The 26,894-nt window shown below is 65.5% G+C and carries 27 protein-coding genes, 1 other RNA gene and 1 riboswitch; of the genes, 20 read left to right on the top strand and 8 right to left on the bottom strand.

Translation table 11 applies throughout. From position 1 onward, the window contains the following. Positions 1 to 24 precede the first annotated feature (24 nt). Positions 25 to 233, top strand: a riboswitch (cobalamin riboswitch). The 8 genes from BI344_RS03090 (at position 232) to BI344_RS03055 (ending at position 5,325) form a co-directional block, all read left to right on the top strand. Next, on the top strand, positions 232 to 2,217 hold the full coding sequence (locus BI344_RS03090) for a TonB-dependent receptor domain-containing protein (RefSeq protein WP_083338636.1): 1,986 nt from the start codon (positions 232 to 234) through the stop codon (positions 2,215 to 2,217). (Overlaps the previous riboswitch by 2 nt.) An 11-nt stretch (positions 2,218 to 2,228) precedes the next feature. Further along, positions 2,229 to 2,756: a bifunctional adenosylcobinamide kinase/adenosylcobinamide-phosphate guanylyltransferase gene (gene cobU / locus BI344_RS03085; RefSeq protein WP_071111480.1), complete on the top strand. Its 528-nt coding sequence runs from the start codon at positions 2,229 to 2,231 to the stop codon at positions 2,754 to 2,756. Continuing rightward, on the top strand, positions 2,753 to 3,625 hold the full coding sequence (locus BI344_RS03080; protein WP_071111479.1) for a cobalamin-binding protein: 873 nt from the start codon (positions 2,753 to 2,755) through the stop codon (positions 3,623 to 3,625). The genes cobU and BI344_RS03080 overlap by 4 nt, the downstream gene beginning before the upstream one ends. A gap of 21 nt (positions 3,626 to 3,646) precedes the next feature. Next, a complete protein-coding gene (locus BI344_RS03075; RefSeq protein WP_043578911.1) occupies positions 3,647 to 3,856 on the top strand; it encodes a hypothetical protein in 210 nt (69 codons plus the stop codon). After that, complete coding sequence (locus BI344_RS03070; RefSeq protein WP_071111478.1) at positions 3,853 to 4,164, top strand: cell division protein ZapA; 312 nt, start codon at positions 3,853 to 3,855, stop codon at positions 4,162 to 4,164. Before BI344_RS03075 ends, BI344_RS03070 begins: the two co-directional genes overlap by 4 nt. A gap of 36 nt (positions 4,165 to 4,200) precedes the next feature. After that, positions 4,201 to 4,384, top strand: a non-coding RNA gene (gene ssrS, locus BI344_RS03065) — 6S RNA. A 6-nt stretch (positions 4,385 to 4,390) separates the two neighbouring features. Further along, the gene (locus BI344_RS03060; protein ID WP_071111477.1) at positions 4,391 to 4,999 is read left to right on the top strand and encodes a 5-formyltetrahydrofolate cyclo-ligase; all 609 of its coding nucleotides are present in this window, start codon (positions 4,391 to 4,393) and stop codon (positions 4,997 to 4,999) included. Further along, positions 4,999 to 5,325: a DUF1294 domain-containing protein gene (locus tag BI344_RS03055; RefSeq protein ID WP_239690803.1), complete on the top strand. Its 327-nt coding sequence runs from the start codon at positions 4,999 to 5,001 to the stop codon at positions 5,323 to 5,325. The genes BI344_RS03060 and BI344_RS03055 overlap by 1 nt, the downstream gene beginning before the upstream one ends. A gap of 16 nt (positions 5,326 to 5,341) precedes the next feature. Here BI344_RS03055 and BI344_RS24280 read toward each other — a convergent pair whose 3' ends face one another. Next, entirely contained in the window at positions 5,342 to 5,503 is a 162-nt protein-coding gene (locus BI344_RS24280; RefSeq protein ID WP_158021024.1) for a hypothetical protein, read from the bottom strand. A gap of 130 nt (positions 5,504 to 5,633) precedes the next feature. Here BI344_RS24280 and BI344_RS03050 point away from each other — a divergent pair, with 130 nt between their 5' ends. The 5 genes from BI344_RS03050 (at position 5,634) to holA (ending at position 11,256) form a co-directional block, all read left to right on the top strand. Next, positions 5,634 to 6,098 (top strand): EVE domain-containing protein, encoded by a 465-nt coding sequence (locus BI344_RS03050; protein WP_071111475.1) that lies wholly within the window; start codon positions 5,634 to 5,636, stop codon positions 6,096 to 6,098. Beyond that, entirely contained in the window at positions 6,092 to 6,895 is an 804-nt protein-coding gene (locus tag BI344_RS03045) for a sulfite exporter TauE/SafE family protein (protein WP_071111474.1), read from the top strand. The genes BI344_RS03050 and BI344_RS03045 overlap by 7 nt, the downstream gene beginning before the upstream one ends. A 121-nt stretch (positions 6,896 to 7,016) precedes the next feature. Further along, positions 7,017 to 9,635 (top strand): leucine--tRNA ligase, encoded by a 2,619-nt coding sequence (gene leuS / locus BI344_RS03040; RefSeq protein ID WP_071111473.1) that lies wholly within the window; start codon positions 7,017 to 7,019, stop codon positions 9,633 to 9,635. A gap of 78 nt (positions 9,636 to 9,713) precedes the next feature. Continuing rightward, entirely contained in the window at positions 9,714 to 10,271 is a 558-nt protein-coding gene (locus tag BI344_RS03035; protein WP_071111472.1) for an LPS-assembly lipoprotein LptE, read from the top strand. After that, on the top strand, positions 10,252 to 11,256 hold the full coding sequence (gene holA / locus BI344_RS03030; protein ID WP_071111471.1) for a DNA polymerase III subunit delta: 1,005 nt from the start codon (positions 10,252 to 10,254) through the stop codon (positions 11,254 to 11,256). The genes BI344_RS03035 and holA overlap by 20 nt, the downstream gene beginning before the upstream one ends. Positions 11,257 to 11,301: 45 nt before the next feature. Here the strand turns inward: holA and BI344_RS03025 are convergent, their stop codons facing one another. Then, positions 11,302 to 12,477: an MFS transporter gene (locus BI344_RS03025; protein WP_071111470.1), complete on the bottom strand. Its 1,176-nt coding sequence runs from the start codon at positions 12,475 to 12,477 to the stop codon at positions 11,302 to 11,304. Positions 12,478 to 12,611: 134 nt separating this feature from the next. On the opposite strand from BI344_RS03025, the gene BI344_RS03020 reads away from it, so the two are divergent. The 3 genes from BI344_RS03020 to BI344_RS03010 all read left to right on the top strand — a co-directional run bounded on the left by BI344_RS03020 (position 12,612) and on the right by BI344_RS03010 (position 15,472). Then, complete coding sequence (locus tag BI344_RS03020) at positions 12,612 to 13,490, top strand: LysR family transcriptional regulator (protein ID WP_204377987.1); 879 nt, start codon at positions 12,612 to 12,614, stop codon at positions 13,488 to 13,490. A 123-nt stretch (positions 13,491 to 13,613) separates the two neighbouring features. After that, a complete protein-coding gene (locus tag BI344_RS03015) occupies positions 13,614 to 14,891 on the top strand; it encodes an MFS transporter (protein ID WP_071111468.1) in 1,278 nt (425 codons plus the stop codon). 182 nt (positions 14,892 to 15,073) lie between these two features. After that, positions 15,074 to 15,472, top strand: coding sequence for a hypothetical protein (locus BI344_RS03010; RefSeq protein WP_071111467.1), 399 nt, complete (start codon positions 15,074 to 15,076; stop codon positions 15,470 to 15,472). 43 nt (positions 15,473 to 15,515) lie between these two features. Here BI344_RS03010 and rlmH read toward each other — a convergent pair whose 3' ends face one another. The 4 genes from rlmH to BI344_RS02990 form a co-directional block, all read right to left on the bottom strand. Then, the gene (gene rlmH, locus BI344_RS03005; RefSeq protein WP_071111466.1) at positions 15,516 to 15,986 is read right to left on the bottom strand and encodes a 23S rRNA (pseudouridine(1915)-N(3))-methyltransferase RlmH; all 471 of its coding nucleotides are present in this window, start codon (positions 15,984 to 15,986) and stop codon (positions 15,516 to 15,518) included. 74 nt (positions 15,987 to 16,060) lie between these two features. Then, positions 16,061 to 16,429: a ribosome silencing factor gene (gene rsfS / locus BI344_RS03000; protein WP_071111465.1), complete on the bottom strand. Its 369-nt coding sequence runs from the start codon at positions 16,427 to 16,429 to the stop codon at positions 16,061 to 16,063. An 87-nt stretch (positions 16,430 to 16,516) separates the two neighbouring features. Further along, the gene (gene nadD, locus BI344_RS02995; RefSeq protein ID WP_071111464.1) at positions 16,517 to 17,155 is read right to left on the bottom strand and encodes a nicotinate-nucleotide adenylyltransferase; all 639 of its coding nucleotides are present in this window, start codon (positions 17,153 to 17,155) and stop codon (positions 16,517 to 16,519) included. After that, entirely contained in the window at positions 17,152 to 17,733 is a 582-nt protein-coding gene (locus BI344_RS02990) for a beta-class carbonic anhydrase (RefSeq protein WP_071111463.1), read from the bottom strand. The genes nadD and BI344_RS02990 overlap by 4 nt, the downstream gene beginning before the upstream one ends. Positions 17,734 to 18,070: 337 nt before the next feature. Here BI344_RS02990 and BI344_RS02985 point away from each other — a divergent pair, with 337 nt between their 5' ends. Next, positions 18,071 to 18,631: an acetate uptake transporter gene (locus BI344_RS02985; protein WP_071111462.1), complete on the top strand. Its 561-nt coding sequence runs from the start codon at positions 18,071 to 18,073 to the stop codon at positions 18,629 to 18,631. Positions 18,632 to 18,747: 116 nt separating this feature from the next. Here the strand turns inward: BI344_RS02985 and BI344_RS02980 are convergent, their stop codons facing one another. Then, positions 18,748 to 19,506 carry a hypothetical protein gene (locus BI344_RS02980; protein WP_071111461.1) on the bottom strand — a complete coding sequence of 253 codons (759 nt, stop codon included), beginning with the start codon at positions 19,504 to 19,506 and terminating at the stop codon, positions 18,748 to 18,750. Positions 19,507 to 19,515: 9 nt separating this feature from the next. Then, the gene (locus BI344_RS02975; protein WP_071111460.1) at positions 19,516 to 20,502 is read right to left on the bottom strand and encodes a DUF2804 domain-containing protein; all 987 of its coding nucleotides are present in this window, start codon (positions 20,500 to 20,502) and stop codon (positions 19,516 to 19,518) included. Between the two features lie 146 nt (positions 20,503 to 20,648). On the opposite strand from BI344_RS02975, the gene BI344_RS02970 reads away from it, so the two are divergent. From BI344_RS02970 to aceF, 3 genes are all read left to right on the top strand, one after another. Continuing rightward, on the top strand, positions 20,649 to 22,094 hold the full coding sequence (locus tag BI344_RS02970; protein WP_239690804.1) for a M48 family metalloprotease: 1,446 nt from the start codon (positions 20,649 to 20,651) through the stop codon (positions 22,092 to 22,094). Positions 22,095 to 22,393: 299 nt separating this feature from the next. After that, positions 22,394 to 25,057 (top strand): pyruvate dehydrogenase (acetyl-transferring), homodimeric type, encoded by a 2,664-nt coding sequence (gene aceE / locus BI344_RS02965; RefSeq protein WP_071111459.1) that lies wholly within the window; start codon positions 22,394 to 22,396, stop codon positions 25,055 to 25,057. A 158-nt stretch (positions 25,058 to 25,215) separates the two neighbouring features. Then, positions 25,216 to 26,868 carry a dihydrolipoyllysine-residue acetyltransferase gene (gene aceF / locus BI344_RS02960; RefSeq protein WP_071111458.1) on the top strand — a complete coding sequence of 551 codons (1,653 nt, stop codon included), beginning with the start codon at positions 25,216 to 25,218 and terminating at the stop codon, positions 26,866 to 26,868. The last annotated feature ends 26 nt before the right edge of the window (positions 26,869 to 26,894 follow it).

Here is a 26,894-nt window from a genome sequence, read left to right as displayed (position 1 = left end):
GATGCCGCCATAAGCCCGGCAAGGTATAATCCGCCGCTTGCAGGTGCCCGCAGCCGCCAAATCAGGCGCGCGGGTGAAACGGGAAGCCGGTGGACAATCCGGCGCTGCCCCCGCAACGGTAAGGTCTGGCGCCACGCGCCCAGGCGGCATTCACACGCCACTGTCGGTTTCGACGGGAAGGCATGCCGCTGGCAGGACCAAGCCCGGAGACCGGCCTGCAGCAACGTCCGGATGGAAGCCGGACGGCTACTGGAGTATCGCGGGGAGGCGATCCGACAGACGGTCCGGCATCGCCGCGGCGCGCTCTCAAGTCATATCCTCTTCGCACTCGCGATTTCCCGCCAGGCGGGACACTGTTCAAACCGTGGAGTGTGTTTCATGTTCAAGCCTCAAACCTGCGCCGCCCTGGTGGCGATGGCCTGCGCCGGCCTTGCCCAGGCCGCCGATCTGCCCGAATTCGCCGGCGATCCGGTGATCGTCACCGCCAGCCGCGCTCCCCAGCCCTTATCCAAGACCCTAGCCGACGCCACCGTGATCACCCGCGAGGAAATCGAGGAGAGCGGCGCGCAGACTCTGCAGCAGGTGTTGTCGCGCCAGGCTGCGATAACAATCACTGGCAATGGCGGCCCAGGAACCCTCAGCAATATCTTCATGCGCGGGACCAACAGCAGCCATACGGTGGTGTTGGTGGATGGGGTGCGTATTTCTTCGGCTACTTCTGGTACGACGGCAATCCAGAGCATTCCGTTGGAGCAGATCGAACGCATTGAGATCCTGCGCGGCCCGGCTTCCAGCCTGTATGGCGCCGATGCGATAGGCGGCGTGATCCAGATCATTAGCCGCAGGGGCGAGGGCGAGCCGCATTTCAACGCGGGTCTTGAGGTAGGCAATCGCGGCACTGGCAAACTGACCGCCGGTGTTGCGGGGGTGCAAGGCAATACGGCTTATAGCCTGCAGTTGAGCCATGCGCAGTCGGATGGTTTCTCGGCTACCAATCCGAGCAATGCTTATTCTTATAATCCGGACAATGATGGCTACAACACGGATAGCTACAGCGCCAATCTGACCCAAACGCTTGCGCCGGGCCACGATCTGACGGTGCGGCTATTCCAGAGCTTTGCCAAGGCCGACTTTGATCAGAACCCCATTGGCCAGGATTGGACTAAGACCCGGCTGACTGGCCAGAGTCTAGAGTCGAAAAATCAGTTCACCGATATCTGGACCAGTACGCTGCGTTTCAGCCACAGCCAGGATAAGCAGGAAACCTTCAGCGACGTCACTGGTGGCCAGCGCAACAGCCTGTACCAGACCACACAGAACGAGTGGTTGTGGCAAAATGACCTGTCGACTGATTTCGGCAAGTTCATACTGGGAGCCACGCATGGCGATCAGAAAGTCGAAAGCGATAGCGTGTTTACCAAGAATACGCGCAGCACCAACGCCGGTTTCCTGACTTATCAGTTGGACCTGGATAAATACCTGCTGCAAGCCAGCGTGCGGCGCGATCATGATGACCAGTTTGGCGGCAAGACCACCGGCAAGGTCGATTATGGCTATCGTTTCGCCGAAGGCTGGCAGATTCGGGCCGGGTATGGTACGGCTTACAAGGCGCCGACCTTCAATGACCTCTACTACCCGCTGGCCTACGGTTATCAGGGCAACCCTAATCTGAAGCCGGAGAGCTCGATCAATACCGAGCTGGGGCTGGAATATCGGCATCAGGGTAGCTCCTTCCGTCTGACAGGTTTCCATAACCAGATCAGCAATCTGATCTCCTCTGGCTCGCTGGGCAATGGCATCAGCACTTCGCTGAATATCAAACACGCAACCATCCGTGGTTTGAGCTTGGAGGGGCAGACCAAGTTGGCGGATGTTGATCTGAGCGGCAACGTCACCCTGCTGGACGCCCGCGACGACTCGACTGGTCAATGGCTGGCTTTCCGGCCGCGCCAAAGCGCCAACTTCACCGCCAGCCGTGATTGGGGACGCTGGACGACCGGTGTGGAGCAGCAGATCGCCTCGGTTCGCTACGACAATTATTCCAATGTGACGTTGCATGGCTATGGCGTGACCAACGCCTATGTCGATTACCATTTCGCCAAGAGCTGGACCGCCACTGCTAGGGTGGAAAACCTGTTTGATCGCGAGTATCAAACTGTCTATGGCTACAACACCGGCGGCTTGGGGGCCTTCCTCGGTGTGCGTTACAGCCAGTAAAGGTATAAACCATGCCCCATCTGATCAGCGGCGGCGCCCGCAGCGGCAAGAGCGCTTATGCGGAAAGCCTGGCGCGCCGGCATCGCGGCCCGGTGCGCTATCTGGCCACCGCCGAGGTGCGCGACGCCGAATTCGCTGCCAGGGTGGAACGGCACCGCGCGCAACGGCCGGCGCACTGGCAGCTGGGCGAGGCCGGCCGCGGCCTGGCGGCCGTCATCGCCGCCCATGACCGCATCGACGGCTTGCTGCTGGTCGATTGCCTGGGCATGTGGCTGATGCGTTTCTTCGGCGCCGAAGGCTTCGATCAACCCGGCTATGATGCCGAGCGCGATGCGCTGCTGGCGGCGCTGGAGCAAGGGCGCGGCGAAATCCTGCTGGTCAGCAACGAGGTGGGCTGGGGCGTGGTGGCCGGGGATGCAGAAACCCGCCGCTTCGTCGACGAGCTGGGGCGGCTCAACCAGCAGGCGGCGGCGCGTTGCGACCGGGTGACGCTGATGGCCTGCGGCCTGCCGCTGGCCTTGAAGGGAAACGTGGAATGAAACATTGGCTGGGCCTGCTGGGCCTGTTGCTGGCGGGCATCGCGCAGGCCGCCATCAGCGTGACGGATGGCGCTGGAAACGTGGTGACGTTGCCGCAGCCGGCGCGGCGCATCGTCAGCCTGGCGCCGCATGCGACGGAGCTGCTGTTCGCGGCCGGCGCCGGAGATAGGGTCGTGGCCACCGTCGAATACAGCGACCACCCGGATGCAGCGAAAAAGCTGCCGCGGGTAGGCGGCTTCACCGGCTTCAGCCTGGAGGCGGTGTTGCGCCAGCGCCCGGACCTGGTGGTGGCCTGGCGGGACGGCGGCACGCCACGCGAACTGGAGCGCCTGCGGCGCATGGGCGTGCCGGTGTTCATCAGCCACCCGCTGCAGCCGGGCGATGTGGCGCTGGAAATCGGCGAGCTGGGCCGGCTGTCCGGCACCGAGGCGACCGCGGTGCGGGCCGCCGCCCAATACCGGCAGCGGCTGGCGGCGCTGCAGCAGCGCTACGGCGGCCGCGCGCCGGTGCGGGTGTTTTACCAGTTGAGCCAGACGCCGATTTTCACCATCAGCGGCAAGAGCTATATCGATGCGCTGATCCGCATCTGCGGCGGGGTCAATGTGTTTGCCGACCTGCCGCTGCCGGCGCCGCAAGTGTCCACCGCCTCGGTCGTGGCGGCGCAGCCACAGGCCATCCTGGCGGCCGACGAGGCGACGCTGGCGATGTGGCGGCGTTGGGGCGGCGTGCCGGCAGTGGCCCACGCGGCGCTGTTCGCGCTGCCGGGCGACGCCATCAGCATTCCCGGGCCGCGGTTGGTGGAGGGCGCAGCCGCCTTGTGCGAGCGGCTTGACGCCGCGCGCCAGCGGCTGGGTTTGACGCCCAACTAGCCGCCCGTTATCCTCGCCGGCATGGACAATGAACTGGAATATCTGGAATCCCGCGTCGCGGCGCTGATCGCCCGCATCCGGGAGTTGGAAACCCAGAACGGCCGCTTTGCCGAGGCGCTGTCCGAAGCGCTGAAGGAAAATGCCGAGCTGAATTTCCGCGTCAACGAAACCCGCAGCCGGGTGGCGGCCCTGGTGGCCCGCCTGCCGGGCGCGCCGGAGGATGAGCAATGAGCGACGTGGTTCAGGTCGAGATCGAACTGTTGGGCCGTCATTTCACCATCGGCACGCCGCAAGGCGAGCAGGAAACCCTGTTGGAGGCGGTGCGTCTGCTGGAGGGCAAGATCTCCACCATCCAGCAGCACGGCAAGGTGATGGACGCCGACAAGATCGCCATCATGGCCGCGCTCAACATCGCGCACGACCTGCTGAAAACAAAAGTGGGCGAGGGCTTGGAGATGGCGGCGTTTCAGCGTAAGATACGCGATATGGGCGAAGCGGCGGATGCCGCGCTTCGCCAGAGTCAGCAACCGCTGTTCTAGCGACAGCCGGTTTCAGGCTCGCACTACAGGTCAGTTTATCCCCTGCGGTGCTCGTGACGGCGCACAATTCCTTTGTACCAATGCGTTCGCTTCTGGTTGCCAGCGTGAGACATGGGCGTGCCGCGTTCCTTCGTGAACGCGCCCGAAATGTCTGGCAGGCGGCCCATCCTGGAAACAGGGTACAAGCGAATTTAGCCCGAACGGCACTCGCGGGGGTCTCCCCCCCATGACCGATATCTCCCAAAAAATCGATAAGCCGGCGCTGCGCCGTGAGCTCCGACGCGCCCGCATGGCCTTGACGCCGGCCTATCGCGCCGCCGCGACGCAGGCCATCGCCCGTCACGCCTCGCGCCTCTTGAGGCGCGGCAAGCGCATAGGCGGCTATCTGGCCGCCGGTTCCGAGCTGGATCTGGCCGCCTTGCTGAATGCCGCCTTGTGGCGCCGCGCGCGGGTCTATCTGCCGCAGATTCCGCGCCGCGGCCGCCGGCTGTGGTTCACCCGGCTGGGCGCGGCGGACCGCTGGTATCTGCATCCCCGCTACCGCATTCTGGAATACGCCGGCGCCCGCTTGCGCGCCGAACGGCTGGACGTGGTGTTCGTGCCCTTGCTGGGGATAGACGGCGATGGTTACCGGATAGGGCAGGGCGGCGGATTTTACGACAGCACGCTGGCCTTCCGCCGTCGCCACGCCCTGCACGGCAAGCCGCTGCTGGTGGGCGTGGCTTTCGATTGCCAGCGGGTGGCGGCGCTGCCGCGCGAACCCTGGGACATTCGTCTGGACTATCTTTTGACCGAGTCGGGCCTGCGGCGGCTGAGCGCGCGGGGAGAGGATTGATGCCGCTGCTATTGCTGCCGCTGCTGGCCGCCAGCCTGCTGGGCAAGCTCAGTTGGTGGTGGTGGCTGCCTTGCGCGCTGGCGGCGTTGCCGACATTCGCCGCCTACTGGTGGGACAAACGCGCCGCCTTGCGCGGCGCCTGGCGCATACCGGAGGCCAGGCTGCAGCTGTTGCATCTGGCCGGCGGCTGGCCGGCCGCTTTTCTGGCGCAGCGCTGTTTCCGCCACAAGACCCGCAAGCAGCCTTTCCTGCTGATCTACCGGCTGGCGGCGCTGGCCAATCTGGCGCTGCCCTATGCATGGTTATGGTTTTACCGGCCATCCTGACCCGGATGGGCGCGGCTCAGCGCCAGCCGTAGTGCGGGCCGTAATAATAGTAGGCCGGCGCCACCGGCACCACCACCGCGGGCCTCACCACGACGGGCGCGATGCCCACTCGCGGCGGCTCCACCACACAGCCGCTCAGGCTGCCGATCACGGCGATGGCCAGGATCCATTGTTTCATTTTCGTTCTCCCGATTCTGCTATGGGCCGGACCACGCGCGGATCCGGTTGAAATCAGCATACGCCGCAATCTTTCCAGTAAGATTGAGCAAGTCTTTCTCCTTTTGCTCAGCGATTAACAGATATTGCCCATGCGCTACTGGCTGATGAAGTCCGAACCGGACGAAACCTCGATCGACCACCTGGCCGCGGAACCGCTGCGGCTGTTCGAATGGACCGGCGTGCGCAATTACCAGGCGCGCAACTTCATGCGCGACGACATGCGGCCGGGCGACCTGCTGCTGTTCTGGCACTCGTCCTGCCCGGAGCCGGGCATCGCCGGCATCGCGGAGGTGGCGGCGGCCGCCCACCCCGATTCCAGCCAGTTCGACCCCGACAGCCCCTATCACGACCCCAAATCCGATCCGGCCAGCCCGCGCTGGCAGTGCGTGGACGTGCGCTTCGTGAAAAAGACGCGGCTGGTGCCGCCGGCCGAGCTGCGCGCGCATCCGGCGCTGGACGGCATGGCGGTGCTCAAGCGCGGCAACCGCTTGTCCATCACGCCGGTCAGCGCCGAGGAATGGGCCTATCTGACTGCGCAAGTGCTCGGATGTTGAGCCTGCCCTTGATCGCCGCGCTGCTGGCCTGCGGCGCCGTCGCCGGTTTCCTCGCCGGCTTGCTGGGCGTCGGCGGCGGGCTGGTCATCGTGCCGGTGCTGGCGGGCGTGTTGTCCGCCGCGGCGCTGGGCGGCGAGCATGCGCAGCACCTGGCGGTGGGGACTTCTCTGGCGGTGATGGTGTTCACCAGCGCGTCCAGCGTGCGCGCCCACCATCGCAAAGGCGCGGTGGATTGGCGCATCGTGCGCGGCATGGCCCCGGCTATGGTGCTGGGCACCTTTGCCGGCAGCCTGCTGGCGGGCTGGGTACCCGGGCTGGCGCTGCGCTGGTTCTTCGTGGTCTATGCCTACGCGGTGGCGGCGCAGATGCTGATCGGCCGCCAGCCGGCCGCCGGGCGCGAGATGCCGGGCTGGGCCGGCCAAGGCGCGGCGGGAGGCGTCATCGGCATGGTTTCCAGCTGGGTGGGGATAGGCGGCGGCTCGATGAGCGTGCCTTTCATGAGCTGGTGCAATGTGCCGGTGCCCAGCGCCATCGGCACCAGCGCCGCGCTCGGCTGGCCGATCGCGGTCTCCGGCGCGCTCGGCTACCTGATCAGCGGCTGGACGGCCACCGGCCTGCCCTGGGGCAGCGCGGGCTTCGTCTATCTGCCGGCCATGCCGGCGCTGATGGCGATGACGGTGCTGCTGGCGCCGTTCGGCGCCCGGATGGCGCACCGGCTGCCGGTGGCGCGGCTGAAGAAGGCGTTCGCGCTGCTGATGGCGGCGATGGCCAGCGAGATGCTATACCGCCTGCTATGAACGCCTTGTTTTTGTAAAGAAATCGGACATCCTGTCCATTTCATCCCGTCCCCTTTTTACCGCTTTTGCCGATATAATCGAGTCATTCTTCCCGAATTTCTGAATAAAAAAGACACCGGACATGCAAGAACACTACTCCCCGCGCGAGCTGGAAAGCGCCGCGCAGCAGAAATGGCAGAAAACCGCAGCCTTCAAGGCGGTGGAAGACGTTTCCCGTCCCAAGTACTACGCGCTGTCGATGTTCCCGTATCCGTCCGGCAAGCTGCACATGGGCCATGTGCGCAACTACACCATCACCGACGTGCTGGCGCGCTTCAAGCGCTTCCAGGGCTTCAACGTGCTGCAGCCTATGGGCTGGGACGCCTTCGGCCTGCCGGCCGAGAACGCGGCGATGAAGAACGGCGGCGCGCCGGCCGCTTGGACCTACGCCAACATCGAATACATGAAGACCCAGCTGGACAGCCTGGGTTTCGCGCTGGACTGGGAGCGCGAGCTGGCCACCTGCAAGCCCAACTACTACCGCTGGGAGCAGTGGCTGTTCACCCGTCTGTTTGAAAAGGGTGTGATCTACAAGAAGAACGGCATGGTCAACTGGGACCCGGTGGACCAGACCGTGCTGGCCAACGAGCAGGTGGTCGACGGCCGCGGCTGGCGCTCCGGCGCGCTGGTGGAAAAGCGCGAAATCCCGATGTACTACTTCGGCATCACCCAGTACGCCGAAGAATTGCTGAACGACCTGGACAAGCTGGAAGACTGGCCGGAACAGGTCAAGACCATGCAGCGCAACTGGATAGGCAAGAGCCATGGCTCCGACGTGTCCTTCGCCTACGACGTGGCGAGCGTCGGTCACGAAGGCGTGATGAAGGTCTACACCACCCGTCCGGACACGCTGATGGGCGCCACCTACGTCGCCGTCGCCGCCGAGCACGCGCTGGCGGCCCAGGCCGCAGCCGGCAAGCCGGAGCTGCAAGCCTTCATCGCCGAATGCAAGGCTGGCTCGGTGGCCGAGGCCGATGTGGCCAAGATGGAAAAGAAGGGCATGGACACCGGCCTGTTCGTCATCCATCCGCTGACTGGCGAAAAGCTGCCGGTATGGATTGCCAACTACGTCTTGTCCGGCTACGGCGAGGGCGCGGTGATGGCGGTGCCGGCGCACGACGAGCGCGACTTCGAGTTCGCCAACAAATACTCGCTGCCGATCAAGCAGGTGATCGCCAAGATCGCAGGCGACGGCGGCTACGACGCGACGCAATGGCAGGAGTGGTATGGCGCCAAGGACGACACCGTCCATACCGTCAATTCCGGCAAATACGACGGACTGGGCTACCAGGCGGCTTTCGACGCCATCATCGGCGACCTGCAGGCCAAGAACGCCGGCCAGAAAAAAACCCAATACCGCCTGCGCGACTGGGGCATCAGCCGCCAGCGCTACTGGGGCTGCCCGATTCCCATCATTCATTGCGCGGTTTGCGGCGACGTGCCGGTGCCGGCCGATCAGCTGCCGGTGGTGCTGCCGGAAAACGTCATCCCGGACGGCAGCGGCTCGTCGCTGGCCAAGATGCCGGAATTCTACGAGACCAGCTGCCCGAAATGCGGCGGCGCGGCCAAGCGCGAGACTGACACCATGGACACCTTCGTGGAGTCCAGCTGGTATTACGCGCGCTACGCCAGCCCCAATTGCGACACCGCGATGGTGGACAAGCAGGCCGCCGACTACTGGCTGCCGGTAGACCAGTACGTGGGCGGCATCGAACACGCCATCCTGCACCTGTTGTACGCGCGCTTCTTCAACAAGCTGATGCGCGATGAAGGCCTGGTCTCCACCGACGAGCCGTTCAAGAAGCTGTTGTGCCAGGGCATGGTGATCTGCGAAACCTTCTATCGCGACCTGCCCAACGGCAGCAAGGACTGGATCGCGCCGCAGGACGTGGTGCTGGAACGCGACGCCAAGGGCAAGATCGTCGGCGCCACGCACCGCGTCGACGGCCTGCCGGTGGTGGTGGGCGGGGTGGAGAAGATGTCCAAGTCCAAGAATAACGGCGTCGACCCGCAGGAATTCATCGAGAACTACGGCGCCGACACCGCGCGCCTGTTCATGATGTTCGCCGCGCCGCCGGAGCAAAGCCTGGAATGGTCCGACGCCGGGGTGGAGGGCTCGTTCCGCTTCCTCAAGCGGCTATGGAAAGTGGCGCGCGAGCATGTCGAGGCCGGCGTGGTCGCGCCGTACGCCGGCGGCGACTTGAACGCCAGCCAGAAAGAGCTGCGCTTCAAGCTGCACGCCACCATCCAGAAAGTGGCCGACGACTACGGCCGCCGCCAGCAATTCAACACCGCCATCGCCGCGGTGATGGAGCTGCTCAATACCTACGACAAGGCCGATACCCGCGGCGCGGCCGGCCGCGCGGTGGCGCAGGAAGTGCTGGAAGCCGTCGCCATCATGCTGTCGCCCATCGTGCCGCACATCACCGATGCCATCTGGAGCCAGCTCAAGCCTGGCACCGACATTCTGGCGCAGGCCTGGCCGGCGGTGGACGAGGCGGCATTGGTGAAGAGCGAGATCGAGCTGATGGTGCAGGTGTGCGGCAAGCTGCGCGGCAGCGTCACCGTGGCCGCCGACGCCGGCAAGGATGTCATCGAGGCCGCGGCGCTGGCGCACGACAACGTGCAGAAGTTCATGGAAGGCAAGCCGGCCAAGAAGATCATCGTGGTGCCGGGCCGCCTGGTGAACATCGTAGTCTGAAAACCGGCCGCGGCGCGGGGCAGCCTGCTCTGCCTTCGCCGCTTTGCCTGGCGGGCCTTCCGCCATCTGGGGAGTGATATGAAACAAAGCCTGAACTGCCTGTTGCTGGCCGGCCTGGTCGTGCTGCTGAGCGCCTGTGGCTTCCATCTGCGCGGCCTGGGCGGCACCATCAAGGAGTTGCCGTTCTCCACCCTGTATCTGGAGGCGGCGAATGTCAGCATCGGGAGCGATTTGCGCACCGTGCTGGCGCGCAACCCGAAGCTGACGCTGACTGCGGGTCCGAAGGAGGCGCAGGCGGTGGTCAGCGTGCTGAACGAGAACCAGTCCAAGGACATTCTCACCATCAACGCCGGCGGCAAGATCAACGAGTACCAGCTGACCTATACCGCCACGGTGCGGGTGGTGCTGGGCGGAGTGCCGATCGAGCCGGACATGGATGTGAGCGTGCGCCGCAGCATGAACTATTCGGATAACGCGGTGCTGGGCAAGGAGCAGGAGGAGAACCTGCTATGGGCCGACGCGCGCCGCGACGCCGCCGAGCAGATCGTGCGCCGCCTGGCCTATCTGAAAGTTCCGTCCGCCGCGCCGGCCGGACCGCAAAGCCTGAAGCCGGCCAATGCCGTCCCTCAGCCCTGACGCGCTGAACGCGGCGCTGGGCAAGGGACTGGCGCCGTTGTACCTGGTGCACGGCGAGGAGGCGCTGCTGGCGCTGGAGGCTGCCGATGCGGTTCGTCTGGCGGCGCGGCAGGCGGGCTATCTGGAGCGCGAGGTGCTGACGGTGGAGGCGGGTTTCGATTGGTCGCAGCTGGTCGACGCGATGAGCAGCGTGTCGCTGTTCGCCTCGCTGAAGCTGCTGGAGATCCGCATTCCCGGCGGCAAGCCCGGAACTGAGGGCAGCGAGGCGCTGCAGCGTTTGGCGGCGAATCCTCCCGAGGACACCATCGTCCTGATCACCCTGCCCAAGCTGGACAAGACCCAGCAGCAGGGCAAGTGGTTCGTCGCGCTGGAAAAGGCCGGCCTGGCGGTGGAGGCGCGGCCGGTGGGGCGCTCCGAACTGCCGGGCTGGATTGCCCGCCGGCTGAAGGCCCAGGGCCAGCAGTTGGGCAGCGAGGCGCTGGAGTTCTTCGTCGAGCGGGTGGAGGGCAATCTCTTGGCCGCGCGCCAGGAGGTGGACAAGCTGGCGCTGCTGTACCCCAAGGGCGAACTGAGCCTGGCGGATTTGCAGGTGGCGGTGGCCAATGTCGCGCGTTTCGACGTGTTCCAGCTGTCCGAGTCCTGGCTGGCGGGCGATACGCCGCGGCTGATGCGGATGCTGGATGGCCTGATGGCCGAAGGCGAGGCGCCGGTGCTGGTGTTGTGGTCGCTATCCGAGGACGTGCGCATGCTGCTCAGGCTGCGCCAGGGGCTGAAGGACGGCCGCCAGCTGCGCGACATGGCGCGCGAGCTCAGGCTGTGGGGCGACAAGCAGAAGCTGGCCGAACCGGCCTTGCGCCGCATCGGCCCGCGCAAGCTGATGCAGGCGTTGTCCGAGTGCGCGCGCATCGACCGCCAGATCAAAGGCGTGGAGCCGGGCGAGCCCTGGCAGACCATGCGGGCATTGGCGACCTTGCTGGCCGCCTGAGCCGATGTCTACTATCACGACGGGTCGCAAATGCGGCCTGTTTTTTTATGCATTGGCGAAGCGTGCGCGCTGGGCAGCACTGCCATGCAATACGCCAAGCGTAGCGAGCAAGGTCAAGCCGGCCAGGCCCGCGGCGAGTAGGCTGAGTCGCTCCAATGATCCGCCTTGATCCAGCAGCCCACCGGCCAGCCAGGCTCCCAGCGCGTTACCCAGATTGAAGGCAGCGACATTGAACGTGGAGGCGCGAGCTGCGGCTTGCCCCGCCAGACGGATCACCAGTGCCTGCAACAGCATGCACAAGGCGAACGCCATGCTTCCCCACATCGTCATCAGCGTTAGCGCCAGGCTCAGCCGCGCGGCGAGCAGATAAAAGCAAATCAGACTGGCGCATAGCAGAAGCAATGTCAGCACCAGACCACGGCTCAGGTTCCAGTCCGTCAAGCGGCCGCCCAGCCACCCGCCTATCACCAAACCCATCCCGCACAGCAGCAAGACCGGGCTGGCGTATTCCAGCGGCAGGCCACTGATCTGGTTCAATAGCGGCAGCAGATAGGTGAAGAAAGCAAACATGCTGCTGGCAGCCAGCACGCTGCAGAGCAGCGCGCACCAGACCATGCCAGGTAGACGCGGTGGCTGGATGCCGGTCTGTTTGTCGCCGGTCCGGTCCGGGACCTGCCAGCGTATCAACAGCAAGGCGACTATGCCCAGCGTCATCACGACGGCGAAACTGGTCCGCCAGCCGCTCAGTTGGCCGATCAGCGTGCCCGCCGGCACGCCCAGCACATTGGCTAGCGTCATGCCAGAAAACATCAAGGCCATTGCGCGTCCCTCCATGCCCGGCGGCGCCAGCCGCGACGCCATGACCGCTGCGGCGCCGATGAAGCTGGCGTGGCAAAGCGCGGTCAGCACGCGCGCAAGCAATAAAGGCATCAGTTTGGGTGCCAGCAGGCAGGCGAGGTTGCCAGCGATGAAAATCAGCATCAGCGCCATCAAGGCGCGTTTTTCCTCTAGGCGGGCAATGAGGCCGGCCAGCAAGGGGCCGCCGGCCACGACGCCCAGCGCATAGGCGGAAACCAGATAGCCGGCGCGGGGCAGGTCGATTCGTAAATCTGCAGCGATGATGGGCAGCAGGCCCATGATGACGAATTCGGCGGTGCCGATGGCGAAAGCGGCTACCACCAGCGTCAACAAGGCGGGGCTCAACAGGCGTGGAGAAGACATGGCGATACCTGGGTGCAAGAAAAGCTCCAGCCTAACCGCCTGCTCCGGCCGGAAACAGCCAGCGGCCGCTCCGCACTCTGCGGAGCTATTTGGCATGAATGGCGTTACACTTTCCGCTCCGGAAAGGAGGGAATGTGCTGGCTTCAATCAGTGATCTGGCGGTGTTCATCGCGGTGGCCGAACAGGGCAGCTTTGTCGGCGCCGGACGGGTGTTGGGCGTGTCGGCGTCGGCAGTGGGCAAGCGCGTCGGCCGCCTGGAGACGGCGCTGGGCGCGCGGCTCTTGCAGCGCAGTACCCGCGCGCTGGCGTTGACGGCGGAAGGCGCGACAGTGTTGAGTCGCGGCCGGCGCATGCTGGAGGAGGCCGCAGCCATGCGCGCGGAACTGGAGCGGGCGGGCCGCTTGCCCGACGGCCTGTTGCGGCTGAGCCTGCCGCCGATAGGCGGGGTAATGATGGCGGAGCTGGCGGCTTTCCAGCAGCGCTACCCCGAGGTGTCGCTGGAGCTGGACTACAGCGAGCGCAATGTGGACCTCATCGAGGAGGGCTTTGACGCCGCCATCCGTGTGGGCACGGGCGATGGGGGCAAGCTGCGCAGCCTGGCCTTGCCGGGTTTCCGCCGCCTCATCGTCGCCGCGCCGGACTATCTGGCCCGCCATGGCCAGCCGGACATCCCGGCGCAGCTGGCGGGCCACAGGCTGATCCATTACCGCTCGCCCAATAGCGGCAAGCTGGAGGCGTGGCCCTTGGCCGATGCCGTTCTGCCGCGCGCGCTGGTGTGCAACAGCGTGCATGCGCGGCTGGAGTTTGTGTTGCAGGGACAAGGCATTGCCTGTCTGCCGGATATCTCCATCCGCCGCGAACTGGAAGATGGCAGCTTGCGGCCGCTATTGAACAGTGAAAACGGAGAGGAGATAAGGCTTTGGCTGCTGTGGCCGTCGTCGCGCGGCATGTCTGCCCGGTTGGAGGCGTTTGTCGGCTGCATGCGCGAGTGGGCGGCCGCATGCTGTGGATAAAATCGTCATCGCGGGATAGTTGTTGATAAGTTGAATGGCTCGCCGGCGCGCAGCAATCGGAGGTGCGGAGCCCCATCCGACTGGCTAAGTTTAAAACGTTGATCTATTGGCGGAGGCGAAGGCATGAGCGGATTGCGCGACTGGACGGGCGGACGCTTCCACTATGCCTGGATTGCGATTGCCGTGACCTTCCTGGTGATGCTGATCACCGCCGCCATCCGCTCCGCTCCCGGGGTGATGATGGTGCCGCTGGAGCATGAGTTCGGCTGGAGCCGTTCCGCCATCTCCACCGCGCTGGCGATCAACCTGGCGCTGTTCGGCCTGATGGGGCCGTTCGCGGCGGCGGCGATGCTGCGTTTCGGCTTGCGCCGCACGGTGTTGGCGGCGCTGGCCATGCTGGCGGCCAGCGTGGCTTTGTCCAGCCTGATGCGCAGCAACTGGCAACTGCAATTGTTGTGGGGGCTGATGGTTGGCTGCGCCACCGGGGCGACCGCCATGACGCTGGGCGCATCGGTGGTCAGCCGCTGGTTCGTCCGCCATCGCGGTCTGGCGATGGGCATCCTCACCGCCAGCTCCGCCACCGGCCAGCTGGTGTTTCTGCCGCTGATGGCCTTTCTGACCGAACAGCATGGTTGGCGCAGCACGGTGTGGCTGCTGGCCATCGCTGCCGCCTGCATCATGCCGCTGGTTGTCTTGCTGTTGCCGGAGCGGCCGTCCAGCGTGGGTTTGCGCGCATTGGGCGAGCCGGAAGACGCTCCGCTCCAGCCGGCTCTGCACCACAACCCGGTGCGGATAGCCTTCGACGCGCTGGGCCGCGCGTCGAAGTCGCGCGACTTCTGGCTGCTGTTCGCCAGTTTCTTCGTCTGCGGCGCCAGCACCAATGGCTATATCGGCACCCATTTCATCGCGATGTGCGGCGATTACGGCCTGACGCCGGTGCGCGGTGCCAGCATGCTGGCTGCGATGGGCATGTTCGATCTGCTGGGCACCACGTTGTCGGGCTGGCTATCCGACCGCTTTCCTCCGCAAACCCTGCTATTTTGCTATTACGGCCTGCGCGGGCTGGCGCTGATCTACCTGCCGTATGCCTTCGGGCTGGAATATTTCTTTGGCCTGCCGCTATTCGCCTTGTTTTACGGGCTGGATTGGGTGGCGACGGTGCCGCCTACCGTGAAGCTGACCACCAACAGTTTCGGTAGCCAGCAGGCGCCGGTGGTGTTTGGCTGGATCGTCGCCGGGCATCAGCTGGGGGCGGCTTTTGCGGCGCTCGGGGCCGGGATGCTGCGCAACAGCCTGGGCAGCTACACGCTGGCGACGATGATTTCAGGCGGACTTTGCCTGTTGACGGCGGTCTGGGTGCTGTTGATCAACCGGCGTCTGCGCGGCTGGCGGATGGCTTGAACCGTGAGTTTGTGGATAAGGCCGGGTTTTGTGGTTTGCTGTGGATAACTGAGGCGCGTTTTACCGTTCCCGGCGTCATTGCTGGATAAGGTGCGGGCAGCTTGCTGCCCATGCATTAAAAATAGGCACTGGCGTGCCGGTGCAGTGCGTCGTTTTGCGTTCAATACCTTAAAGGGGGCTATATGGGCACTTGGTATGTGAGAGCGTGGGCGTTTGCGGCTATCGTCAGCGCCATCGGCCATCTGACGGCGCCGCAATTCATGGCGGCGGGCACAGTCTGGGCGGTGTCGGAGGGCTGGCAGTGCGAGATCGCGATTTTCGATCTGGTATTGGCGACTTATCTATTGTGCCGGCTGCACGCCGAGCCGGAGTCCGAGCGCCAGTTGGTGGGGCTGCTGTGCGGGCTGTCCTTGCTGCTGGGGCTCAATCACCTGTATGGCGGGTTGCTGGGCCACTGGGGCTATCTGCATATTGCGGGCGTGCTGGCCAATGGCCTGGCGGTGCTGTTGGGCATCGGCCTGCTGTGGCCGCTGAGGAGGAGCCGGGTGAGCGCCGCGCTGAGCAAGCGCCCGCAAGGCTAGGCGCGGCGATGCGCGACGGGGCCACGCGTTCGGCGTGGCTTTGTCATTCGCGGTGGTAGGGATGGTTGTTGAGGATGGAGTAAGCGCGGTAGATCTGTTCGGCCAGCATCACCCGCACCATGCCATGCGGCAGCGTCATCGCCGACAGCTGCAGCAGCACCTCGGCGCGCTGCTTCAACTCCAACGACAGGCCGTCGGCGCCGCCGATGATGAATACCACGTCGTCGCCGCCGGCCATCCATTCCTTCAATCCCTCGGCCAGCTTGAGCGAGGTCCAGCTCTTGCCGCGCTCGTCCATCACCACCAGCCGCGAACGCGGCGGGATGGCGGCGATCAGGCGTTCGTGCTCGGCGGCGATGCCCTTTTCCGCAGTGACGCCGCCGCCGCGTTTTTCCGGTTTGATCTCTTTCAGTTCCAGCGTGATGTCGCGGCCGAAGCGTTTGGCGTAATCGGAATAGGCTTCGTCCACCCAGCGCGGCATCTTGGTGCCGACGGCGAGAATGGTGATTTTCATCGGGAATGGGGCTTGCGGGATGAAACGGGAAAGAGGATGACGGGGAAGGGCCTCCCCGTCAGCGCGTCAGCGGTTTATACCGCCGACCACGGCTTGGCGGCGCCGATGGCGAAGCTGGGCTTCTGGCCGCCCCACAGCGCCTCGATGTCGTAGTAGTCGCGCACGGCCGGCAGCATTACGTGGATCACCACGTCGCCGGCGTCAACCAGCACCCATTCGCCGCTTTCGTGGCCTTCGCTGCCGACGATGTCCACGCCGGCTTCCTTCAGGGTGACCTGCACGTTGTTGGCCAGCGCCTTGACCTGGCGGTTGGAGTCGCCGGTGGCGACGATCATGCGCTGGAACAGCGAGGTGAGGTTGCTGGTGTCCAGCTCGATGATGTCCTTGCCCTTGATGTCTTCCAGGGCTTCCACTGCCAGTTTGCTGATTGCTTGAATATCCATGATTCCTTTTCCTGTGCCGGTACGTAGCAGGCACAGGCGCCGGCAAGAGGTACCACAAAGAGCGAGGGCGGCTGCGCCGCCGCCCGTTTATTGGTATAGCCGCTGCTGGCGAATGTAGGCCAGCACGGCCGGGTCGATCAGGCCATCCACCGGCTGCCCGGCGGTCAGCAACGCCCTCAGGCGGGTGGCGGACAGATCGAGCGGCGGCAGGGCCAGGGGGCGGATTGTACCGGAAGCCGTTCGATTTGAAAAATCAGATACTTGGCGGGCTTGCCACTGCTGTTGCACTTCCGTCGGCAGCGTCTGCCAATCGAAGCCGGGACGCATGGCGACGGCGAGGTTGGCGAGCTGGAACAACTGGCGCCATTCCTTCCAGCTGTCGAGGGTGGCCAGCGAGTCGCCGCCGATCAGAAACCACAACTCGGCGCCATCTCCCAGCTCGCCGCGCAGCTCGCGCAGTGTGTCCACGGTATAGGCCGGGCGGCGGCGGCGGATTTCGCGGTCATCGACTTGAAACCGGGCGTCGCCGCTTATCGCCAGCCTCACCATTTCCAGCCGCTGCTCGCCGCTGGCGCGCGCGCCGCGGGCGCGGTGGTAGGGCAGGCCGGCGGGGATCAGCAGCACCCGGTCCAGCGCCAGCTCTTCGGCGAAGGCGCGCGCCATGCGCAGATGGGCCAGATGGATCGGGTCGAAGGTGCCGCCGAACACCCCGATGCGCGCGCTCATGCGGCGGTGTGGCTCTCTTCGCCGTAGCCGTTGATGATTACTTCCAGCCGACCGGTGGACGGGTGGATCACCAGGCCGTGCACCGGAATGTCCTTGGGCATCAGCGGGTGGTTGCGTATGGTCTGCACCGAGTGGCGCACGCTGTCGGAGACGTTGTCGAAACCTTTCAGCCAGTTGTCCAGGTCGATGCCGGCATTGCGCAGAGTGGCGATGGTCTCTTCCGGGATGCCGCGCTCCACCGCGTGGTCGAGGATGTGCTTGGGGTCGATTGCGCGCATGCCGCAATCGCGGTGCGCCACCACGCAGATCTCGTCGGCGCGCAGCTCGTACACGGCGACGATCAGGCTGCGCATCACTGAGCCCCAGGGGTGGGTGATCAGCGCACCGGCGTTCTTGATCAGCTTGGCGTCGCCGTTCTTCAGGCCCATCGCCTTGGGCAGCAATTCCACCAAGCGGGCGTCCATGCAGGCCAGCACCGCCAAGCCCTTGCCGGGAAACTTGTCGGTCTTGTATTGCTCGTATTCGCGGCTTTCGACAAAGGCGCGGTTGTGGTCGAGCAGGGTATTCAGTCGGTCCATGCTTGTGGTTTTCCTGTGCAGATGACGGAAATGGAACGTATTCAGCTGTATTTTCCCGCATCGCCGCCATGACGGGTAGGAAAACGCAGCTCAATGCGCTCTAGAGGTTTTGCTCCAGTCCGCGCGGCATGCTATCACCAGTTGCCCCCGCCGGGGTGGAATTTGCGGCATTGGCGACGGAAATAACTGGAGTGGCGGCCGGCTCTTTTCAAGAGCGCCGCCGCCGGGGCGGCGCGCTGCCGGGCGCAAGGTTTGATCCAGGTGCTTGCCGGGGAGGGCGGGCTTGCCTAGAATCGCGCCTCCCTAATATTAATGACCGCTTATCTGGAGCGCTTTCGTGAACGAAAAACTGGCCAACCCGGCGCCGCTGGGCCTGATGGGCTTCGGCATGACCACCATACTCTTGAATATCCACAACGCCGGCTTTTTCCCGCTCAGCGCCATGGTGCTGGCGATGGGCCTGTGCTACGGCGGCCTGGCGCAACTCGTCGCCGGCGTCATGGAATTCCGCCGCGGCAACACCTTCGGCGTCACCGCCTTCCTGTCCTACGGCCTGTTCTGGCTGAGCCTGGTGCTGCTGCTGGTGCTGCCCAAGCTGGGCCTGGCCGACGCCACCCCGCCAGGCTATATGGCCTGGTATCTGCTGCTGTGGGGCGTGTTCACCTTGTTCATGCTGGCGGGCACCGTCAACTATCCGCGCATGAAGCAATTTGTTTTCGCCTCGCTGACCGTGCTGTTCTTCCTGCTGGCGGCGCGCGACTTCACCGGCAGCGCCGCCATCGGCGTCATCGCCGGCTTTGAGGGCATCGTGTGCGGCGCCAGCGCTGTGTATCTGGCGATGGCCACCGTGATCAACGAGCAATACGGTCGAAGCGTGCTGCCGATCGGCGCGCGCTGAACGCATCCGTCGGCGCCAAGCGCTGCCGTCCGCCTGTCGCAGACGGGCGGCATTTTTCATTCCGGAGCGCCGAACGCCAAGCATGGCTTCAGTCATGGCGCCGGCGGCCGGGGGGGCTAATGGCGATGCCGGCTGCGCCACAGCACCGCCGCCTGCACCAGAGCCGCCAGCAGCAAGGCGAATAGAAAGGCCGGTGCCAGCGCCATCCCGGGCAGCGCCCAGGCCAGGCTTAGGCAGAAGGCGACAAAGGCGTAGAAACCCTGCACCATGCCGCGCAGCAGCCGCACCGTGGCGGCGCTGCCGGCGCTCTGCTGGCTGAATACCGCCAGCACGCTGCCCAATACCGGAAACACCGCCAGCAGGCCGCTCAAGGCCGGACCCAGGCTGGCGGACACGCTGGTGATCAACAGTACCAGCGCCGCGCCGGCCAGCATCCGCGGCGCCATGCCGGCCTCGCGCAGCACGGCGCCGGGATCGGGAGGCGGCGGCTTGGGAAACAGATAGCCGGCGGCGGGCAGGAAAGCCAGGCCCAGCAGCGCGCCCTGCCCGGGCGACAGCCCGGCCAGCTGGCTCAGGCCGACGGCGGCGGCGTAGCCGGCCAAGCCCAAGGCCAGGCACGCCGGCCAGCGCCAGCGCAGCGCCGCCCAGCTGTAGGCGATGCCGAAGGCGATATTGGTGCTGGTGCCCAGCGCCGCGGCCAACGCGGCGCGCTGGGCGAAGGCCGGGCCGTGCTCCAGCGCCAGGATCAGCAGGATCGAGCCGGTGATCACCGGAAAGCCGGCCAGGGCGCCCGCCACCGCCGGACCCCATTTTTTGGCGGCGGCGCTGATCAGCCAGATCAGCGTCGGCACCAGCAGTAGTTTCAATAACAGCATCGAGTCTTTCTACCAGCGCGACAGGTGGTCTTCGGTGACGCCGGCCAGTTGCCGCACCGGATGGCGCTCGCCGCTGGCGGGATCGGTCAGGGTGCCGTCGAAGCGGCCTATCGGCTGCACGTACCGGCTGGCGGCGATGAGCAGGTTCTTGTCCTCGCGCCGCGCGCCTTCGGGCGTGAAGGCGAGATCCACCAGCCCGTCCTGGCTGCGGACGCGCCACGGCGCCAGCGGGTCGTCGGCCAGGTAGTCGAACTCCACCGCGCCGACGCGGAACAGCCGGCCGTCCAGCCACACCGCGTTTTCCGCGTTGCCCATATAGCCTTGTTGCAGATTGAACCCCATATGCCGGCCATGGGCGCTGGCCCAGCGCCAACGGGTTTCGCGCGCCAGCAGGCCGTTGGAGTAGTCCAGCGAGGCCGCCGCGCCTGACAGGGCGTAGCGGCCAGCCGGGCCGCGCGCCTCGCCTTCCACCGTCAGGCCGCCGCTTTTGTGGGTGCTGTGCGCCAGGTAGTTGGCCGGCGCGACCACCGCCAGCACCGGAGGCATGGCTGCCAGCGAGATGGCGGCGTCCAGCTGCAGTTCGCGGCTGTCCAGGCTCAATCGCAGCGTGTCGCCGTCGCGGGCGAAGCGCAGATCGACCCCGCCGAAGCGGAAATGGGCGTCGCCGAATGCGCGGTCGGCGACGCGGATGCCGACGCCGGGCAAGCCGTTGGCGCTGGCGGCGGCCGCCACCCGGCGGCTGCGGCGGTCGAACAGATAGGCGAAAGCGGTGCCGTTCCAGCCCACGTCCACCACCGCCGCGGCGATGAGGAAGTCGTCATGGGCGATGGCGGCGTATTGCCAGCGCTTGTGATGCAGGCGGCGGCCCAGCCGTTGCAGCGGCGACATCGCCAGGCCATTCCAGCTCAGGTCGGGAATGATGCCCTGATAGACGCCGAAGTCGGCCTGACCGGTTTCGGTGGCGAGCCTGGGCGGGGCAGGGGGGAGAATGGACATGGCGGCGGCTGCGGGAGTTCTGACTGCAGTCGAGTCTAGCTGGAATCCGCGTGTCATGACAGTCCGGCGGCCGGGCAACAATTGTTTAGCTTTGATCAAGGCGACAGGCATGCAACTTACGCGGCTTCGCGGCTATCATAAGCCCCATGATGAAACGCCGCCTGCTGTGCGCGCTGCTGGCCTCCGTGCTGGCGCAGCCGCTGATCGTCCGCGCCGATCTGCCCGACCTGGGCGAGATTTCCGACGCTTCCCTGTCCCTGACCGACGAGGCCCGCATCGGCCGCGACGCGCTGCGCGCGATGCGCGAGGCCGGCGACGTGCTGGACGATGCCGAGGTCAGTTCCTACCTTAACGATATCGGCGGCAAGCTGTCGGCGTCGGTGACGCTGCCCGGCGTGCATTTCACCTATTTCTGCGTCGCCGACACCGGCATCAACGCCTTCGCCATGCCCGGCGGCTACGTCGGCGTCAATATCGGCTTGATTCTGGCCACCCAGAGCGAGGGCGAGCTGGCGGCGGTGATGGGCCATGAAACCGCCCACGTCGCCCAGCGCCACATCGCGCGGATGCAGGCGGCCAGCAGCGCCACCAATCCGCTGTTGCTGTTGGGCACCATCGTCGCCGCCGCGCTGGCGGCCAAGGCCGGCAGCGGCGAGGGCGCGATGGGCGCGGTGTCGGCCGGCATGGGCCTGTCCATTTCGCGCCAACTGGCGTTCTCGCGCGATTTCGAGCGCGAGGCCGACCGCGTCGGCATGCAGTTCATGGGCAATGCCGGCTACGATGTGCGCTATATGGCGACCTTCTTCCAGCGCCTGGAGCAGGCCGGCCGCTACAGCGACACCATGGCCTACGCCTTCCTGCGCACCCACCCGGTGACGGTGGAGCGGATCAGCGAGGCGCAGAACCGCGCGCTGGACTATCCGGTGCGGATGCGCGCCGACAGCATCGACTATCTGCTGGTGCGGGAAAAGCTGCGCACGCTTACCATGACGCCGGACGAGGCGCTGTTCTACTACAACAGCACCCTGCAGCGCGGCCTGTACTTGAACGAGGGCGCCAGCTGGTACGGTCTGGCGCGCGCCAAGCTGTTGCAGCACGACCGCGCCGGCGCCAGCGAAGCGCTGGCCAAGGCCCGCGCCAAGTTGCCGGACAATCCGATGTTGTATGGGCTGGAGGTGGAGATCGCCCGCGACGGCCGCGACTGGAGCGCGGCGGCGGCGGCGGCGCGCAACGGCCTCGCAGCCTTCCCGCGCAATACCGCGCTGCAGCTGTCGCAGATCGACGTCGCGCTGGACGGCGGCGACCGCGCCGGCGCGCAGAAGCTGCTGCGCCAGCAACTTAACGACCGCAGCGCCGATCCGGCGCTGTACCGGCTGCAGGCCAAGCTGTACGCCGACAAGGACCCGCTGCGCTACCACGAGGCGCTGGGCAACGCTTTCTATTACGAGCAGCGCTATTCATCGGCGCTGGAGCAGTACCAGCTGGCCAGCCAGGCCAAGGGCGATGACTTCTACCTGCGTTCGATGCTGGAGGCGCGCTTGCGCGAAGTGGAGCGGCTGGCCAAGGACGAGCGGAAGGCTGCGCGAAATTGAAACAATTGTTTCAAGTTCGCGCTTCTTATCGCAAAAAAACAACATGATGCGGCGCAGCATCGGTTTGTTTCGCGACTTCCCGCCGTCTTAGCCGCTGTCGGCTATTCCTTTGCGAATCCTTCCGGACGTACACTGGCTGGGTCGTAGCGAACACATTCGCAAATGAACATTTTTATTTGCGAATGTGTTCGTTTATAATCTCAAATCAAATAATTGGCTCGCTTTCGAGCCGATAGCATAATTGCGGGGCCGGCCGGTACTGACGCGGTCCCCGATGTCACCCGCTGTGAGGACCAGAGATGGCTGCAACTTTCCCTGACGATATCGATCCGTTGGAAACCCAGGAATGGACTGAAGCGCTTGAGTCGGTGCTGGATAACGAAGGCCCGGAACGCGCGCATTACCTGTTGGAAAAGCTGGTGGAGCGCACCCGCCGCCGCGGTGCCCACCTGCCGTTTGACGCGACCACCGCGTACCTGAACACCATCCCGGTCGGCAAGGAAATCAAGTCGCCCGGCAACCACGAGCTGGAACACCGCATCCGCTCGATCAACCGCTGGAACGCCGCCGCCATGGTGCTGCGCGCCGGCAAGAAGGATCTGGAGCTGGGCGGCCACATCGCATCGTTCCAATCCTCCGCCACCCTGTACGACGTCGGCTTCAACCATTTCTGGCGCGCCCAGAACGACGAGCAGGACGGCGATCTGATCTACTTCCAGGGCCATATCGCGCCCGGCGTCTACGCCCGCGCCTTCATGGAAGGCCGCCTCTCCGCCGCCCAGCTGGATAACTTCCGCCAGGAAGTGGACGGCCAGGGCCTGCCGTCCTACCCGCATCCGTGGCTGAAGGACGATTTCTGGCAGTTCCCCACCGTATCGATGGGCCTGGGCCCGCTGATGGCCATCTACCAGGCCCGCTTCCTGAAGTACCTGGAAAGCCGCGGCCTGGCCAAGACCCACGGCCGCAAGGTGTGGTGCTTCTGCGGCGACGGCGAGATGGACGAGCCGGAATCGCTGGGCGCCATCGCCATGGCAGCGCGCGAAGGCCTGGACAACCTAGTGTTCGTCATCAACTGCAACCTGCAGCGCTTGGACGGACCGGTGCGCGGTAACGGCAAGATCATCCAGGAACTGGAAGGCGACTTCCGCGGCTCCGGCTGGAACGTGCTGAAAGTCATCTGGGGCTCGCGTTGGGACCCGCTGCTGGCGATGGACACCAAGGGCCTGCTCAAGAAGCGCATGGACGAGTGCGTCGACGGCGACTACCAGACCTTCAAGTCCAAGGACGGCGCCTACGTTCGCGAACACTTCTTCGGCAAATACCCGGAGCTGCGCGAAATGGTGGCCAATATGTCGGACGAGGAAATCTGGAACCTCAACCGCGGCGGCCACGACCCGCACAAGGTGTACGCGGCTTACCATGAGGCCACCCACAATGCCAACGGCCGCCCGACCGTGATTCTGGCCAAGACCATCAAGGGCTACGGCATGGGCGCCTCCGGCGAGGCGATGAACATCGCCCACCAGGCCAAGAAAATGGATCTGGAAAGCCTGCGCAAATTCCGCGACCGCTTCGGCATCCAGGTTTCCGATGAAGATCTGGCCAAGGTTCCGTACTACCTGCCGGCGGAAGACAGCCCGGAAATGAAGTACATGCGCGAACGCCGCGCGGCCCTGGGCGGCTACCTGCCGGCCCGCAAGCCGGTGAAGACCGTGCTGGAAGTGCCGCAGCTGTCGGCATTCGACGGCCAGCTGCAATCGTCCGGCGAGCGCGAGTATTCCACCACCATGGCCTTCGTGCGCATGCTGGGCACCCTGCTGAAGGACAAGAACATCGGCAAGCGCGTGGTGCCGATCGTGCCGGACGAGTCCCGCACCTTCGGCATGGAAGGCATGTTCCGCCAGTACGGCATCTGGTCCACCCAGGGCCAGAACTATGTGCCGCAGGACGCCGATCAACTGATGTTCTACAAGGAATCCAAGGACGGCCAGATCCTGCAGGAAGGCATCAACGAGCCGGGCGCGATGGCCGACTGGATCGCCGCGGCGACCAGCTACGCCAACAGCAGCCAGCCGATGATTCCGTTCTACATCTACTACTCGATGTTTGGCTTCCAGCGCATCGGTGATCTGGCCTGGGCTGCCGGCGACATGCGCGCCCGCGGCTTCCTCTTGGGCGGCACCGCCGGCCGCACCACGCTGAACGGCGAAGGCCTGCAGCACGAAGACGGCCACAGCCACATCCAGGCCGGCCTGATTCCGAACTGCATCAGCTACGATCCGACCTACGCTTATGAGCTGGCTGTGATCATCCAGGACGGCCTGCGCCGCATGTACGTGGAACAGCAGGACGTGTTCTACTACCTGACGCTGATGAACGAGAACTACGCCCACCCGGCGATGCCGGCGGGCGCGGAAGCCGGCATCCTGAAGGGCATGTACCTGCTGCAGGACGGCGGCGACGCCAAGGCCAAGGTGCAGCTGATGGGCTCCGGCACCATCCTGCGCGAAGTGCTGGCCGCGGCGGATCTGTTGAAGAACGACTTCGGCGTGGCCGCCGACGTCTGGAGCGTGACCTCGTTCAACGAACTGCGCCGCGACGGCATGGACGTGGCCCGCCACAACCTGCTGAACCCGGTGGGCGAACAGCGCGTGTCCTACGTCGAGCAGCAACTGGCCAGCCGTCAGGGTCCGGTGGTTGCCGCAACCGATTACATCCGCAACTACGCCGACCAGATCCGCGAATACGTGCCTGGCCGCTACGTGGTGCTGGGCACCGACGGCTTCGGCCGCTCCGACAGCCGCGCCAACCTGCGCTCGTTCTTCGAGGTGGACCGTCACTACGTGGCGGTGGCAGCGCTGTCCGCCCTGGCGCGCGACGGCAAGATCGAAGCGGCCAAGGTGGCCGAGGCGATCGCCAAGTACGGCATCAAGGCCGACAAGCTGGCGAGCTGGAAGGTTTAAGCCGCCGACCGGGTAGGTCGCAGGCTCCGGCAGCCGGGCGGGAACGCCGGGAAGCGCCGGAGCTTGCGCCGTAACGAAGCCGAATATCGACGGGCCGCCAGCCTGCGCAGACCAAGCGCTGCGCAGACCAGGGGGACCGCTCCACGGATGGAAAGCTCATGAGCAATCTGATCGAACTGAAAGTGCCCGACATCGGCGGGCACAGCAATGTAGACATCATCGAAGTATTCATCTCCGCCGGCCAGACCGTGTCGGTGGATGACTCCCTGATCACCCTGGAAACCGACAAGGCGACCATGGAAGTGCCGGCCGAAGCCGCCGGCGTGGTCAAGGAAGTGAAGGCCGTCGTAGGCGGCAAGATTTCCGAAGGCGACGTGATCGCCATCATCGAAGTGGGCGCGTCCGCCGCCGCGCCGGCTCCGGCCGCTGCGGCCCCGGCGCCCGTCGCCGCTCCTGCCGCGGCCCCGGCAGCCGCGCCTGCGCCAGCGGCCGCTTCCGCCGCCCCGGCCGCCAGCGGCCGCAGCGAAATCCGCGTGCCCGACATCGGCGGCCACAGCGGCGTCGACGTGATCGAAGTGTCGGTGAAGGTGGGCGATCAAATCGCCGTCGACGACAGCCTGATCACGCTGGAAACCGACAAGGCCACCATGGAAGTGCCGGCCACCGCCGCCGGCAAGGTGGTGGAAGTCAAGGTCAAGGTCGGCGACAAGGTCGGCGAAGGCGATCTGATTGTCGTGGTTGAGGGCGCTGTCGCCGCTTCGGCACCTGCCGCAGCCCCGGTGCCGGCTGCCGCCCCGGCTGTTCCGGCTCCGGCGGCCGTTGCGCCCGCCGCCGCGCCGGCCGTGGCGCCGGTTGCAGCCGCGGTGTCCGCCGCCATCGACGAAATCGCCTTCTCCAAGGCCCACGCCGGTCCGTCGGTGCGCCGCCTGGCGCGCGAACTGGGCGTGGACCTGGGCAAGGTCAAGGGCAACGGCCGCAAGGGCCGCGTCACCGAAGACGACGTCAAGGCCTTCGTCAAGGGCATCATGCAGAACCCGGCCGCGCTGGCTCCCGCCGCGCCGGCAGGCTCCGGCTCGGGCCTTGACCTGTTGCCGTGGCCCAAGGTGGACTTCGCCAAGTTCGGCCCGATCGAAACCAAGCCGCTGTCCCGCATCCAGAAGATCTCCGGCGCCAATCTGTCGCGCAACTGGGTGATGATCCCGCACGTCACGTTCAACGACGAGTGCGACATCACCGAGCTGGAAGACTTCCGCAAGACCGTGGGCAAGGAATGGGAAAAGTCCGGCCTGAAGATCAGCCCGCTGGCCTTCATCATCAAGGCCGCGGCCGAAGCGCTGAAGGCCTTCCCCAACTTCAATTCCTCGCTGGACGGCGACAACCTGGTGCTGAAGCAGTACTACCACATCGGCTTCGCCGCCGACACGCCGAACGGCCTGGTGGTGCCGGTGATCAAGGACGCCGACAAGAAGGGCCTGCGCCAGATCGCGCAGGAGCTGACCGACCTGTCCAAGCTGGCCCGCGAAGGCAAGCTGAAGCCGACCGACATGCAGGGCGCCACCTTCACCATCTCCAGCTTGGGCGGCATCGGCGGCACCAGCTTCACGCCTATCGTCAACGCGCCGGAAGTGGCCATCCTGGGCGTCTGCAAGTCGCAGATCAAGCCGGTGTGGAACGGCAAGGAATTCGAGCCGCGCCTGATGTGCCCGCTGAGCCTGTCCTTCGATCACCGCGTGATCGACGGCGCCGCAGCCGCGCGCTTCACCGTGCACCTGGGCAAGCTGTTGACCGACGTGCGCCGCCTGATCCTGTAATGGTAGGGCGGACGCCCCGCCGGGGC

The sequence above is a fragment of the Chromobacterium sphagni genome, from assembly GCF_001855555.1.
Classification (GTDB): Bacteria; Pseudomonadota; Gammaproteobacteria; order Burkholderiales; family Chromobacteriaceae; genus Chromobacterium; species Chromobacterium sphagni.
The sequence above is the reverse complement of the archived record's forward strand: the minus strand, read 5'-3'. Positions and strand labels throughout refer to the sequence as shown.